This is a genomic window from Streptomyces sp. NBC_00654, assembly GCF_026341775.1.
Classification (GTDB): Bacteria; Actinomycetota; Actinomycetes; order Streptomycetales; family Streptomycetaceae; genus Streptomyces.
Window position 1 is genome coordinate 2,087,863 of the sequence record NZ_JAPEOB010000001.1, and the last position, 14,145, is coordinate 2,102,007.

Here is a 14,145-nt window from a genome sequence, read left to right on the forward strand (position 1 = left end):
CCCGTCGCATTCACGTTGTCATCGGGATCCCATAGTCTGCGGAGGGACTGCCGCAGGGTGGGGTGACACCTGACCGGGCTTGCCGAGAGGCGGCCCGGAAGGATGTCGCAGTACCCAAGCCCGGTCCGGAGGAGTTCCGCGAGGACGTCGTGCGGGTCGCGCGTATCCGCGAGCCCGGCGTCACGCTGGAACAGATCGCCGCCGACCTCGGCGTCCACCCGATCACCCTGCCGAAGTGGCTGCGTCGCGCCGACACCGACGAGGACGCCAGGCCCGCAGGCGGACGAGCCGGTGCCGCGGGCCCGTGGGCGTACCGGAAGCGGACGAGTCGGGTCCGTGTGCGATGCTCGGCGATGTGGAGACCAGGTCCGTCAGCCCCGTGTTCGTCGGCCGAGCCGAGGAACTCGCCTCGCTCACCGATGCGCTCGCCCGCGCCGCCGCGGGCGAGCCGCAGGCGTTGCTGATCGGCGGAGAGGCGGGCGTCGGCAAGACCCGCCTGGTCGAGGAATTCCTCACCGCGGCCCATCGCCGCGAGGCGGTCGTCGCCGTCGGCGGCTGTGTGGAGATCGGCGCCGACGGACTCCCCTTCGCCCCCTTCTCCACGGCCCTGCGCGCCCTGCGCCGCACCCTGCCCGAGGAGATGGCCGCGGCCTGCTCCGGACAGGAGGGCGAGCTGGCCCGGCTGCTGCCCGAGCTCGGCGAGGCCGACCGGGACGCGACCGACGAGCACAGCACCGCCCGCCTCTTCGAACTCACCGCACGGCTCCTGGAGCGCATCTCGGCGGACCGTACGGCCGTCCTCGTCCTGGAGGACCTGCACTGGGCCGACGCCTCCACCCGGCATCTGCTCGCCTACCTCTTCCGCACCCTGCGCAGCGGCCGGCTCGTCGTTGTCGGCACCTACCGCGCCGACGACATCCACCGCCGTCACCCCCTGCGCCCGCTGCTGGCGGAGCTGGACCGGCTGCGCACCGTACGCCGGGTCGAACTGGCCCGGTTCAGCCATGCCGAGGTACGCCGCCAGCTCAGCGGCATCCTCTCCGTGGCGCCCGAGGCGGCCCTGGTCGACGACATCTTCGAGCGCTCCGACGGCAACGCCTTCTTCGTGGAGGAACTGGCCCGCAGCCTGGAGTGCTGCGGAGACAGCTCCGGCCTCTCCGATTCGCTGCGCGACCTGCTCCTGGTCCGTGTCGAAGCCCTCCCCGACGACGCCCAGAAAGTCGCCAGGATCGTCGCCGAGGGCGGCTCCACCGTCGAGCACGCACTGCTGGCCGCGGTGGCCGGGCTCACCGAGGACGACCTCATCGAGGCCCTGCGCGCCGCCGTGGGCGCCAACCTGCTGCAACCCGCACCCGACTTCGACGGCTACCGCTTCCGCCACTCGCTGGTCCGCGAGGCCGTCAGCGACGACCTGCTGCCCGGCGAGCGCTCACGCCTCAACCGCCGCTACGGCGAGGCCCTGGAGGCCGACCCCGCACTCGTCCGGGCCGACGAACGCGCCACCCGCCTCGCCAGCTACTGGTACGCCGCACACGACCCGGCCAAGGCCCTGCCCGCCGTACTGAAGGCATCCGTCGAGGCCCGCCGCCGCTTCGCCCACTCCGAGCAACTGCGGCTGCTGGAGCGGGCCATGGAGCTGTGGGACGAGGTACCCGACGAGGTACGCCGCACCCTGCGCCCCATCGACTACGCCGAGGTCTACCCGGGCTGCGGCGGTGACCCCGACAGCACCCCGCTGCGCTATCTCGACCTGATGGCCGAAGCCACTGTCGCCGCACGCTTCGGCGGGGACCGCGAGCGGGCCCTGGCCATCTCGAAGAAGGCCATGCGGGTCGTGGACGCCGAGGGCGACCCGCTGCGCGCCGCCTGGTTCTGGGTGCAGCGCTCGCGGCTCATGCAGGACCTCACCCGGGGCGACGGATGGGAGGAGCTGGCCACGGCCCAGGAACTGGTCCGCGGACTGCCCCCGTCCGCCGTGCACGCCGATGTCCTCACCAGTGTGGCGGGCTGGAGCGCCCTGCACCGCCCGGGGCCGCAGACGCTCGCCGACGCCGACCGGGCGGTGGAGTACGCCAGGCTCATCGGCGACGAGTACATCGAACTGCACGCCCGGCTCACCCGGGGAATGCTCATCGCCGACGCGGGCGGCATCGACGAAGGGATCGCGGAGATGTACGCGGTCCGCGACCGCGCCGACGAACTGCAGCTCGTCCACCTGGTGGGCCGGGCCGGAATCAACCTCCCGTCGTCGCTGGAATCCATGGGCCGCTCCCTGGAGGCCGTCGCCGCCGCCGACCACGGTATCGAGGTCTGCCACAACCACGGCCTCGCCGACACGGAGGCCTGGGTCCGCTCCAACCAGTCCCAGTCCTACTTCTCGCTCGGCCACTGGGCGGAGAGCCGGGCGGCCGCCGACGCGGCGGGCCTCCTGGCCCAGTCCCGCAAGTCCCGCGGGCTCGTCGCCGCCCGCCGTACCGAACTGGCCCTGGCCCGGGGCGACCTCGCCGAGGCCGAGGAGCAACTGTCCCTCACCCGGCGCATGTTCGGGCTCCATGACCCGCAGCCCCAGCATCTGATCACCCCGGTCCGGCACGCCATGGCCATCGCCGCCCAGCAGGGACGCCTGACCGAGGCACGGGCCGCGTTCGACAGCCTGGCCGAGCGGGACTTCGCCCCCGGCACCCAGTGGCACTCCCTGCCGCTGCTCCATGTCGCCGCGTCGATCGAGGCGGACGCCCGGGGGCTGCCCGCGGCCGACCCCGGCCGCCCCGCCGTTCTCGCACGCATCCGCGGCCACCTCAAGAAGCTGCCGATGCTGGTCCCGGTCTGGGCCGCCCACGGCGCCCTGGTCGAAGCCGAACTGGCCCGCGCGGAGGGCACCGACACCCCTGCCCACTGGTCCCGTGCCGCCGAGGCGTTCGCCCCGCTCCACCGCCCGTACGAGCTGGCGCAGGTACAGCTCCGCTGGGCCGAGGCGCTCCTGATCGCCCCCGGCGACCGGACCGACGCGACGGCCCTGCTGCGCGAGGCGCACTCCACCGCGGGGCGGCTGGGCGCCCGGCCGCTGGCCGAGAACGTCGAACTGCTCGCCGGCCGCGCGCGGATCGCGCTGGAGGCTCCGGCCCGGACCGGTGAGTCCGAGATCCACCCCGCGGTCCTGGTCCCGTCGAACGCCCCGGGAGGCACCGTACGGGACGGTGCCGGGCACCCGGGTGCGGGGGAGCCGGACCCGGCGCTGGCCGCAGTGGAGTCCTTCGGCCTGACCCCGCGCGAACAGGATGTGCACCGGCTGGTCGCGGCCGGGCACACCAACCGCCGGATCGCCGAGGAGCTGTACATCTCGCCGAAGACGGCGAGCGTGCACGTCTCCAACATCCTGGCCAAGCTCGGTGTCTCCAGCCGGGGGGAAGCGGCCGCACTCGCGCACCGGCTGCGGCTCTACCCGGCGCGCTAGGTGTATTGACCCTCAGCAACGGCGGGGTCCGCCTCCGTGCGGTCCGGTTAGTCCGTGTCCGTGCGGTCCGTGTCGTCCGTCTCCGTGTCGTCCCTCTCGCGGGCTGCCATCCCGGGGGCGCGCACCGTCACCTTCCCGGAGGCCAGGTCTATCGGCCCCCGCCCCGGATCGCCGACCCCGAGGTCGACCCGGCTCAGCTCCAGCCGCTTCTGCTCCTCGGACGTGTGCCGACGACCCGGGGCGAACAGCTCCTCGAAGAAATTGAACACCGGCCGTGCTCCCTCCGACACACCCCGCGTCACGCGTCAGCCGACCTCCAGCAACAGGATCCGGTCGTCCCCCGGCTTCGGGGTCCCGCGCCCGTCCGTATTGCTGGTGACCAGCCACAGCTTGTCGCCGCCCGCGCTCACCACCGTGCGCAGACGGCCGTACTTCCCTTCCAGGAACGACTGGGGTGCCGCCAATGGTTCCTTGTCCGCCGTCCCGGACAGCGGGATCCGCCAGAGCCGCTCCCCGCGCAGGCCCGCCATCCAGACCGAGCCCGCGGCGAACGCGATTCCGCTCGGCGAGGCCTCGGAGGTCTTCCACTGGGCCACCGGGTCGACGAACCCCCGCTCGCCCCTCCTGCCCTCGGCATCGGGCCAGCCGTAGTTGCGGCCGGGCTCGATCCGGTTCAGCTCGTCCCAGGTGTCCTGGCCGAACTCGGACGCCCACAGCTGCTTCTGCCCGTCCCAGGCCAGCCCCTGCACATTGCGGTGGCCGTACGAGTACACCACCGAGTCCGCCGAGGGGTTGCCGTGCACCGGCTCCCCGTCGGGGGTCATCCGCAGGATCTTGCCCGCCAGCGACTCCTGGTCCTGGGCCAGTCCGGTGTCCCCGGTCTCGCCCGTGCCCGCGTACAGCATGCGGTCCGGACCGAAGGCGATCCGGCCGCCGTTGTGGATGGCGCCCTTCGGGATGCCCCGCAGGATCGTGTCGGGTGCGCCCAGTTGCTGACCGGCCGGGCGTTGTTCGTCGTACTGCATCCGCGCGATCCGGTTGTCGGACTCGGTGGTGAAGTAGGCGTACACCAGATGGTCCGCACCGTACGTGGCGGACACCGCGAGCCCCAGCAGCCCGCCCTCACCTGCCGGGGACACCCCCGGGACGGAGCCCAGCAGGGTCTGCTTCCCGCTCTTCCCGTCGATCCGCCGGATCGTGGCCCCGTCGCGCGAGGCGACCAGCAGATCGCCACCCGGAAGAGCCGCCAGCCCCCAGGGCGACTTGAGCCCCTCGGTGAGTGTCGAGACCACCTTCACCGACCCCTTGGCCGGGGGCAGGCCGGGCGACGGGGTGGCCGGGGCCGGGGAAGCGGAACCCGTCCTCGGAGAGGGGGAGGCGTCACCGTCCCGTCCCTTCGTGCCCGCCGTCCCGTCCGTGGACGAACAGGCGGCGGAGAACAGCAGCGAGGCCGTGGCCAGCACGGCCACCGCCCCCCTGCGCACCGCGGGGACTTGCACAGACCCGAACACCGCACCGCGCACAGCACTGATCCTTTCCGAGGGCCGCATCACCACTGTTCTTACACCGTGGGCCCGCCCGGGGTTCGCGATGCCGCCGATTCTCCGGCTGTCGGCTCAGTCCCACGACTCGCGGGCACGCGGCAGGGCGGCGATCTCGGCCAGATCCCGGTCCAAAAGCCTCAGTTCCGCGGCTCCCGCGTTCTCCACGGCCCACTGCTCCCGCTTCGCACCCGGCACGGCCACCACATGCGGCCCCTGCCGCAGCACCCACGCCAGCGCCACCTGCGCCACCGTCGCGCCGTGCCGCTCCGCGATCCGGCGCAGCCCGGCGACCACCGGCTGGTTCGCGGCCATCATCTCCGCCGTGAACCGGGGGTGCCTGGCCCGCGGATCGTCCGGCTCGAAGCCCTGCCCCGGCTTCAGCGTCCCCGTCAGATAGCCGCTGCCCAGCGGCATCGCGGCCAGCAGGCCCACGCCGCGCGCCGCGCACCAGGGCAGCAGCGTCTCCAGCGCCTCCGGCGACCAGACGGAGAGCTCCGCCTCGACCGCGCTGACCGGAAAGACCTGCTGGACCCGCTCCAGCTGCCGGATCGTTCCGTCATGCATCCCCGCCCCGGACCGGCGCGGGGCCCGCGCCCCCACCGCGCACAGGCCCAGCGCCCGTACCTTGCCCGCGGTCACCAGGTCGGCCATCGCGCCCCAGGTCTCCTCCACCGGGACCTCGGGATCCGCCCGGTGCAGCTGGTAGAGGTCGATCACCTCGGTCTGGAGCCGCCGGAGCGAGGCGTCGCAGGCCCGCCGCACATAGCCGGGCCGCCCGTTGGCCACGATGTGCTGATCCCCCACCAGCAGCCCGCACTTGGTCGAGACGAACGCCTGGGAGCGGCGCCCCTTCAGCGCGCGGCCGACCAGCAGCTCATTGGTGAACGGGCCGTACATGTCCGCGGTGTCGAGCAGCCGGACACCCGCGTCGAGCGCGGCGTGCACGGTTCGCAACGAACGGTCACCGAGCCGCTGCGACGCGCTGTACCCCCAGCTCATCGGCATGCAGCCCAGCCCCACCGCGCCGACGGCGAGCCCTGCCGCACCGATAGTCCTGCGCTCCAACTCCCCGAACCCTCCCTCGGTCCCGCCGATGCGGGACCACACCGGACCCCAAAGTAACCTCTGCCGCCGCGCGGACTCCGGGCAGCCGCCGCGGAGCCGCCCGGGAGCGCTCGCACACCTGTCGCATAGCCTCCTGACCATGACTTCTGCGACCAATACCGACGTATGGCTGCCTTTTCCGGCAGCGGAGATCGACGGGCTTCCCGAGGGCCTCGACTACCGCCTCTGGGACGGCGGTCAGGACTACCCCGCCGATCCCGCGGACTGTGCCTTCTACGTCGTCCCGTACATGAAGGGTCCCGAGGTCGCGGTCCGCCCGCTCGCCGCCATGGGGGCGGTGCGGGTCGTCCAGACGCTCACGGCGGGGATCGACCACGTGGAGCCGGCCCTCGGCCTGCTGCGCCCCGGGGTACGGCTGTGCAACGCCAGGGGGGTGCACGAGGCGTCCACGGCGGAACTCGCGCTGGCCCTGGTCCTGGCCTCCCTGCGCGGTTTCCCCGGCTTCGTCCACGGCCAGGACGGCGAGGAGTGGCGCTCCGGCTTCTATCCCGCACTCGCGGACAAGTCCGTCCTCATCGTGGGATACGGCTCCATCGGTTCGGCGATCGAGGACCGGCTCGAACCCTTCGAGTGCGCGCGGGTGGTGCGCGTCGCACGCTCGGCCAGGACGACGGAGCGCGGCCCCGTGCACGCGCTCGACGACCTGCCCGCACTGCTGCCGGAGGCCGATGTCGTCATTCTGTCCACCCCGCTGAACCCCGCCTCGCAAGGCCTGGTGGACGCCCGCTTCCTCGCCGCCATGCCGGACGGTGCCCTGCTCGTGAACGTCGCACGCGGCGGTGTCGTCCGTACGGAGGCCCTGCTGTCCGAACTGGAGTCGGGCCGGCTGCGGGCGGCTCTCGACGTGACCGACCCGGAACCGCTGCCGGCGGGCCATCGCCTCTGGCATGCTCCGAATGTCCTCATCACTCCTCATGTGGGCGGCAGTACCTCGGCGTTCGAGCCCCGGGCCAAGCGCCTGCTGGCCGCTCAGCTCACCCGGTTCGCCGCGGGGGAGCCGGTGCGCAACGTCGTACGCACCACCGGCTGAGCGGCGCTCCGCGACGCTGCGGAGCGGTCCGGATGCGCCGGGTGCCGACGAAACCGCAGGTCGTCACGGAGAGTAGAGAAGCTATGGCCCTGAGTGACGAGTCTGGTGTATCGTCCAGTCCGGGGGGGCTGCGCCGTGGAAGGACGGCGCGGGGGGAGCACCGGAACGCGAGGGGGCGACGGGCGATGTGCTGGCCATGGAAAGACGATCCGACGCGGGGCGGGCGACGGCGGTCATCGGTGCCACCGGAGCGCGGACGGAGCCCTGAAGACGGCGCAGGCCGTCCCGTAGCCCCTGGCGGGCGGACGGGTTCCCGGACGGGCCCGGCGCCGGGCCCGAAGCCGGGGGGGCCGGGCCCGGTCCGGGGAGCCCTCCGGTGAGCGCCCTCGGGGCCCTGCTCACCCGGCCGCAGGTGGCCGGCGGCCGGACGGGACTGCTGTCCCAGGTCCTGCTGGCCCTTGTCTGCGCGGGGTACGGCGTGGGTGCGGCCACCGGCTGGGGCTCGCCGGAACTGGCCCTGTTCATGGGCGACTTCGGCCTCAGCGTCGCCGCGATGATCGCCGCCGTCTCGTGCTTCCTCTACGCACGCGCGAGCGTCAGCCGGCTGCGGCCTGCCTGGCTGCTGTTCTCGGTGTCCTCCCTGATGGCCGCCGGGGGCAACGCGATCTGGGGCTGGTACGAGGTGGTGCTGGGGCTCCCGGTGCCCACCCCTTCCCTGGCCGATCTGTTCTTCCTCTGCTTCGCGCCGCCCGCCATCGTGGGGCTGCTCGTCCTCGCCAAACGCCCGGTCACCCGGGCCGGCTGGGTCTGCCTGGCGCTGGACTCCTGGCTGATCGGCGGCTCGCTGCTGACGCTCTCCTGGAGCCTCGCCCTCGCCCACACCGCCCAGATGGCCCACGTCGAGGACATCAGCGTGGCCCGCGCGGCCCTCTCGCTGGCCTACCCGCTGCTCGACATCGTGCTGGTCTCCATGGTGCTCGCGCTGCACTTCCGCCGGGCCAACGCCAACCGCTCCGCGGTGAACACGGCCATCGCCGCGCTCGCCCTGACCGTCCTGAGCGACGCGGTGTTCACCTCACCGCTGCTCCGCTCCACCTACCGGTCCGGCGAGCTTCTCGACGCGGGCTGGTTCGCCGGATCGCTGCTCCTGGCCTACGCCCCCTGGGGCGCCCGGCGCAGCGCGCGCGAGGCGGACCGGTCCGGCGGCCAGCCGCGGGCCACCACGAGCCGCCCGATCGCCGGGTCCCTGGCCGCGCTGACACCGTATCTGGCCGCCGCCGTCTGCACCCTCGGCATCCTGTACAACGTGGTCGAGGGCCGCCGGGTGGACCAGGTGGTGGTCCTCACCGGCTGTACGGTCGTCCTGGCCCTGGTCGTCCGGCAGGGCATCATGCTCCTGGACAACATCTCCCTCACCCAGGAGCTGGCCCAGAAGGAGAACCACTTCCGCTCCCTGGTGCAGGGCTCCAGCGATGTCATCATGATCGCCGCGCCCACCGGCATACTCCGCTACGTCAGCCCCGCGGCCGCCGGGGTGTACGGGCGGGACGCGGAAGACCTCGTCGGCTGCGAGCTGGCCTCCATCATCCACCCCGACGACCTCGGGCGGGTGGTCCACGAGGTGCGCCGGTTCCTCGCCGCCCCGCCCCACGAGGAGCCCACCACCCGGATCGAGTGCCGCTTCAGATCCGGGACCGGCGACTGGCTCAACGTCGAGTCCACCGTCAACCGGCACCAGGGCGGGCTTCTCCTGAACAGCCGGGACGTGACCGAACGGGTCCGCCTCCAGGCCCAGTTGCAGCACAACGCCGAGCACGACCCGCTCACCGACCTGCCCAACCGGGCCCTGTTCACCGCCCGGGTGCGCCAGGCGCTCGGCGGCCGCCGCTCCGGCGACCCGGGCACCGCCGTGCTGTTCATCGACCTCGACGGCTTCAAGGCGGTCAACGACACCATCGGCCACCAGGCGGGCGACGAGCTCCTCATCCAGGCCGCCCGCCGGCTGGCGGACTCCGTACGGGCCGCCGACACCGCGGCCCGGCTCGGCGGCGACGAGTTCGCCGCGCTCATCATCGGCGACGGCACCCGCGACCAGGGCGCCCGGGAGTACCAGGTCCACGAGATCGCCGACCGGCTGCGGCTCACGCTCTCCCAGCCGTACCGCATCGGCGCCAGCGAGGTCAGGGTGGCCGCCTCCATCGGTGTCGCCTTCGCCGAGCCGGCCATCACCCCCACCGACCTCATGCGCAACGCGGACCTCGCGATGTACCGCGCCAAGGCGGGCGGCAAGGACCGCGTCGAGCTGTACGCCCCGCAGATGCAGGCCGATGTCGTCCGCCGCTCCGAGCTGGCCGCCCGGCTGCGGACCGCCCTGCGCGACGGCGAGTTCGCCCTGCTGCACCAGCCCGTCGTCCACCTCGCCAGTGGATCCGTCGCCGCCGTCGCCGCTCAGGCGCGCTGGCGCTCCGCACAGGGCATCCTGTTCACCCCGGCCGAATTCCTGCGCGTCTCCGACGACAGCGACCGCACCGCCGAGCTGGGCCGCTGGCTGCTCGAAGAGGCCGTCGAGCAGGCCGCCGAGCGGGCCAGGGCCGGGCACCCCGTCTCGGTCTCCGTACGGCTGTCCGCCGGGCGGCTCCTGGACAAGGCCCTGCCCTTCGGCTCCATCGAGGCGCTTCTCACCCGGCACGGCCTGCCGTCCGGAGCGCTGATGATCGAGGTCGCCGACAGTGATCCGCGGGTCTCCTTCGACGACCTGGAGCAGCGGCTGGTCGCGCTGCGCCGGCTCGGCGTGCGCATCGCGCTCGACGGTTTCGGCAGCGGTTACGCCGCGATCAACGCCCTGCGCCGGCTCCCCATCGACGTACTGAAACTGGACCGCGGTCTGGTCGAAGGAGTGGTGGAGTCCGCCCGGCTCCACAAGATCACGAGCGGGTTACTCCGCATCGCCTGTGACCTCGGCATGCAGTCCGTGGCCGACGGGGTGGACGTACCGGAGCAGGTCCTCGCCCTGCGCGCCATGGGGTGCACGCACGGGCAGGGAATGGCCTTCTCCGGCCCGCTGGACGAGTACCGGCTCCGCCGTGTGCTGGTCCGCGGGCAGTTCCCGGTGCCCGGCACTCCCGCCGCCAGGCCCGTTCTGGCGGGCGGCTCGATTCCGCTGCTCACCGGATCACATGCTGAGACGCCCGTCCCACCCACTTGACACGTCATGCGTGCCGGAGAGAGGGTCAATGCCATGCGCACCCGAATTCTCGTACTTGGAAAGCGCGTCGGCTGAAGCAGGGTCACTCCACGACACCCCGCAGACCGCACCGGCGCGCTCCCCTCGCTTGCCTCACGGCACGAGGGGTTTTTTGTTGCACTGACACCCCGCAAAACGCTGCAAAACACCCGCGAAAACCCTCAGCTTCGAGAAGAGAATGCCGATGACCGAGCAGGCCACCGGGGCCCACCACCCGCAGCCGCGCGCCCGTAGCGGCGGACCGTCGTCCGTCACCGTTGAGCACGTCACGGGCGCGCAGTCCCTCATCCGTTCTCTTGAGGAAGTCGGCGCCGACACGGTATTCGGCATTCCCGGCGGCGCCATCCTCCCCGCGTACGACCCGATGATGGACTCCACCCGGGTCCGTCACGTCCTCGTCCGTCACGAGCAGGGCGCGGGCCACGCCGCCACCGGCTACGCGCAGGCCACCGGCAAGGTCGGGGTCTGCATGGCCACCTCCGGGCCGGGCGCCACCAACCTGGTCACCCCGATCGCCGACGCGCACATGGACTCGGTCCCGCTGGTCGCGATCACCGGGCAGGTCGCCTCCAAGGCCATCGGCACGGACGCCTTCCAGGAAGCCGACATCTGCGGCATCACGATGCCGGTGACCAAGCACAACTTCCTGGTCACCAAGGCCGAGGACATCCCGCACACCATCGCCGAGGCCTTCCACATCGCCTCCACCGGCCGCCCCGGACCGGTCCTCGTCGACATCGCCAAGGACGCCCTCCAGGCGCGTACGACGTTCAGCTGGCCGCCCACCCAGGACCTGCCGGGCTACCGTCCGGTCACCAAGCCGCACGCCAAGCAGATCCGTGAGGCCGCCAAGCTCATCACCCAGGCCAAGCGCCCGGTGCTGTACGTCGGCGGCGGTGTCATCAAGGCGGGGGCCACCGCCGAGCTGAAGGTCCTCGCGGAGCTGACCGGAGCGCCCGTCACCACCACACTGATGGCGCTCGGCTCCTTCCCCGACAGCCACCCGCTGCACGTCGGAATGCCGGGCATGCACGGTGCGGTCACCGCCGTCACCGCGCTGCAGAAGGCCGACCTGATCGTCGCCCTCGGAGCCCGCTTCGACGACCGCGTCACCGGCAGGCTGGACAGCTTCGCCCCGTACGCCAAGATCATCCACGCCGACATCGACCCGGCCGAGATCGGCAAGAACCGTGCCGCCGACGTGCCGATCGTGGGCGACGCCCGCGAGGTCCTGGCCGACCTGGTCCAGGCGGTCCAGGCCGAGCACACCGAGGGCCACACCGGCGACTACGAAGCCTGGTGGAACGACCTCAACCGCTGGCGCGACACCTACCCGCTCGGCTACGACCTGCCCGAGGACGGCAGCCTCTCCCCGCAGCAGGTCATCCAGCGCATCGGCAAGCTCGCCCCCGAGGGCACGATCTTCGCGGCGGGCGTCGGGCAGCACCAGATGTGGGCCTCCCACTTCATCGACTACGAGCAGCCCGCCACCTGGCTGAACTCCGGTGGTGCCGGGACGATGGGGTACGCGGTCCCGGCCGCGATGGGCGCCAAGGCCGGCATGCCCGACCGCACCGTCTGGGCCATCGACGGCGACGGCTGCTTCCAGATGACCAACCAGGAACTCACCACCTGCGCGCTCAACAACATCCCGATCAAGGTCGCCATCATCAACAACGGCGCGCTCGGGATGGTCCGCCAGTGGCAGACCCTGTTCTACAACCAGCGCTACTCCAACACCGTGCTGCACTCCGGCGCCGACACGGACGGCATCCCGGCGAAGGGCACCCGCGTGCCGGACTTCGTCAAGCTGTCCGAGGCCATGGGCTGCTACGCGATCCGCTGCGAGGACCCGGCCGACCTGGACAAGGCCATCGAAGAGGCCAACTCCATCAACGACCGCCCCGTCGTGATCGACTTCATCGTCCACGAGGACGCCATGGTGTGGCCGATGGTCGCCGCCGGCACCTCCAACGACGAGGTCATGGCCGCCCGCGGTGTCCGCCCCGACTTCGGCGACAACGAAGACGACTGAGAGACAGAGAGAGACCGACTCCATGTCCAGCAAGCACACGCTCTCCGTCCTGGTCGAGAACAAGCCCGGTGTCCTCGCCCGGATCACCGCCCTGTTCTCCCGGCGCGGCTTCAATATCGACTCGCTCGCGGTCGGTACCACCGAACACCCCGACATCTCCCGCATCACCATCGTCGTGAATGTCGAGGACCTGCCTCTGGAGCAGGTGACCAAACAGCTCAACAAGCTGGTCAACGTCCTGAAGATCGTCGAACTCGAGCCCTCCGCTGCGATCCAGCGCGAGCTCGTCCTGGTGAAGGTCCGCGCCGACAGCGAGACCCGGTCCCAGATCGTCGAGATCGTCCAGCTGTTCCGCGCCAAGACCGTGGACGTCTCCCCGGAGGCCGTCACGATCGAGGCGACCGGAGGGGCCGACAAGCTGGAGGCCATGCTCAAGATGCTGGAGCAGTACGGCATCAAGGAGCTGGTCCAGTCCGGCACCATCGCCATAGGGCGCGGCGCGCGCTCGATCACCGACCGGTCCCTGCGCGCACTCGACCGCACGGCGTAGCCGGCCGGCGGTTCCGGCCGCCGGTCCGCCGCTCGCATGGCGAGACCCGAGAACGAATACGACGCACCCCGCCGTACGGTGGGACGCAACACCTGCACACCAAGGAGAAGACCCAGTGGCCGAGCTGTTCTACGACGACGATGCCGACCTGTCCATCATCCAGGGCCGCAAGGTCGCGGTCATCGGTTACGGCAGCCAGGGCCACGCCCACGCGCTGTCGCTCCGTGACTCCGGCGTCGACGTCCGCGTCGGTCTGCACGAGGGCTCGAAGTCCAAGGCCAAGGCCGAGGAGCAGGGCCTGCGCGTGGTGACCCCGGCCGAGGCCGCCGCCGAGGCCGACGTCATCATGATCCTCGTCCCGGACCCGATCCAGGCCCAGGTCTACGAGGAGTCCATCAAGGACAACCTCAAGGACGGCGACGCGCTGTTCTTCGGCCACGGCCTGAACATCCGCTTCGACTTCATCAAGCCGCCGGCCAACGTCGACGTCTGCATGGTCGCCCCGAAGGGCCCCGGCCACCTGGTCCGCCGCCAGTACGAGGAGGGACGCGGTGTCCCGTGCATCGTGGCCGTCGAGCAGGACCCGACCGGCAACGGCCTGGCGCTCGCCCTCTCGTACGCCAAGGGCATCGGCGGCACCCGCGCCGGCGTCATCAAGACGACCTTCACCGAGGAGACCGAGACCGACCTGTTCGGTGAGCAGGCCGTCCTCTGCGGTGGCACCGCCGCCCTGGTCAAGGCCGGTTTCGAGACCCTGACCGAGGCCGGCTACCAGCCGGAGATCGCGTACTTCGAGTGCTTGCACGAGCTGAAGCTCATCGTGGACCTCATGTACGAGGGCGGCCTGGAGAAGATGCGCTGGTCCATCTCGGAGACCGCCGAGTGGGGCGACTACATCACCGGCCCGCGGATCATCACGGACGCCACCAAGGCCGAGATGAAGAAGGTCCTCGCCGAGATCCAGGACGGCACCTTCGCCAAGGCCTGGATGGCCGAGTACCACAACGGTCTGCCCAAGTACAACGAGTACAAGAAGGCCGACAGCGACCACCTCCTGGAGACCACCGGCCGTGAGCTGCGCAAGCTCATGAGCTGGGTGAACGACGAGGAAGCGTAGGTCCTGTGCCGCGGGGGGCGGGTCCCACCGGACCCGCCCCCCGCGG

General features: G+C 71.7%; 10 protein-coding genes. 7 read left to right on the forward strand and 3 right to left on the reverse strand.

Translation table 11 applies throughout. The features are described 5' to 3' along the window. Positions 1–149: 149 nt before the first annotated feature. The gene (locus OHA98_RS09095) at positions 150–464 is read left to right on the forward strand and encodes a hypothetical protein (protein WP_266924126.1); all 315 of its coding nucleotides are present in this window, start codon (positions 150–152) and stop codon (positions 462–464) included. Next, on the forward strand, positions 356–3,454 hold the full coding sequence (locus OHA98_RS09100; protein WP_266924127.1) for a helix-turn-helix transcriptional regulator: 3,099 nt from the start codon (positions 356–358) through the stop codon (positions 3,452–3,454). The genes OHA98_RS09095 and OHA98_RS09100 overlap by 109 nt, the downstream gene beginning before the upstream one ends. 47 nt (positions 3,455–3,501) lie before the next feature. On the opposite strand, the gene OHA98_RS09105 is transcribed toward OHA98_RS09100, so the two are convergent. From OHA98_RS09105 to OHA98_RS09115, 3 genes are all read right to left on the reverse strand, one after another. Further along, positions 3,502–3,723 carry a DUF6191 domain-containing protein gene (locus tag OHA98_RS09105; protein ID WP_266924129.1) on the reverse strand — a complete coding sequence of 74 codons (222 nt, stop codon included), beginning with the start codon at positions 3,721–3,723 and terminating at the stop codon, positions 3,502–3,504. 36 nt (positions 3,724–3,759) lie between these two features. Continuing rightward, a complete protein-coding gene (locus OHA98_RS09110) occupies positions 3,760–4,977 on the reverse strand; it encodes a sorbosone dehydrogenase family protein (protein WP_266924131.1) in 1,218 nt (405 codons plus the stop codon). Positions 4,978–5,070: 93 nt separating this feature from the next. After that, complete coding sequence (locus OHA98_RS09115; protein WP_266924133.1) at positions 5,071–6,063, reverse strand: aldo/keto reductase; 993 nt, start codon at positions 6,061–6,063, stop codon at positions 5,071–5,073. A 139-nt stretch (positions 6,064–6,202) separates the two neighbouring features. Between OHA98_RS09115 and OHA98_RS09120 the strand changes: the two genes are divergently transcribed. From OHA98_RS09120 to ilvC, 5 genes are all read left to right on the forward strand, one after another. After that, positions 6,203–7,153, forward strand: a complete 951-nt coding sequence (locus OHA98_RS09120) for a 2-hydroxyacid dehydrogenase (RefSeq protein ID WP_266924134.1) — start codon at positions 6,203–6,205, stop codon at positions 7,151–7,153. Positions 7,154–7,529: 376 nt separating this feature from the next. Beyond that, the gene (locus tag OHA98_RS09125) at positions 7,530–10,358 is read left to right on the forward strand and encodes a bifunctional diguanylate cyclase/phosphodiesterase (RefSeq protein WP_266924135.1); all 2,829 of its coding nucleotides are present in this window, start codon (positions 7,530–7,532) and stop codon (positions 10,356–10,358) included. A 217-nt stretch (positions 10,359–10,575) separates the two neighbouring features. Beyond that, a complete protein-coding gene (locus OHA98_RS09130) occupies positions 10,576–12,432 on the forward strand; it encodes an acetolactate synthase large subunit (protein ID WP_266924136.1) in 1,857 nt (618 codons plus the stop codon). 22 nt (positions 12,433–12,454) lie between these two features. Further along, complete coding sequence (gene ilvN, locus OHA98_RS09135) at positions 12,455–12,982, forward strand: acetolactate synthase small subunit (protein WP_073727039.1); 528 nt, start codon at positions 12,455–12,457, stop codon at positions 12,980–12,982. A 115-nt stretch (positions 12,983–13,097) separates the two neighbouring features. Then, complete coding sequence (ilvC, locus tag OHA98_RS09140) at positions 13,098–14,099, forward strand: ketol-acid reductoisomerase (protein WP_266924137.1); 1,002 nt, start codon at positions 13,098–13,100, stop codon at positions 14,097–14,099. Positions 14,100–14,145: the final 46 nt, after the last annotated feature.

Excerpts from the sequence above, each read along its gene's own strand:
- OHA98_RS09120 (WP_266924134.1), top strand. The coding sequence starts at position 6,203 with ATGACTTCTGCGACCAATACCGACGTATGGCTGCCTTTTCCGGCAGCG.
- OHA98_RS09130 (WP_266924136.1), top strand. The coding sequence starts at position 10,576 with ATGCCGATGACCGAGCAGGCCACCGGGGCCCACCACCCGCAGCCGCGC.
- ilvN (WP_073727039.1), top strand. The coding sequence starts at position 12,455 with ATGTCCAGCAAGCACACGCTCTCCGTCCTGGTCGAGAACAAGCCCGGT.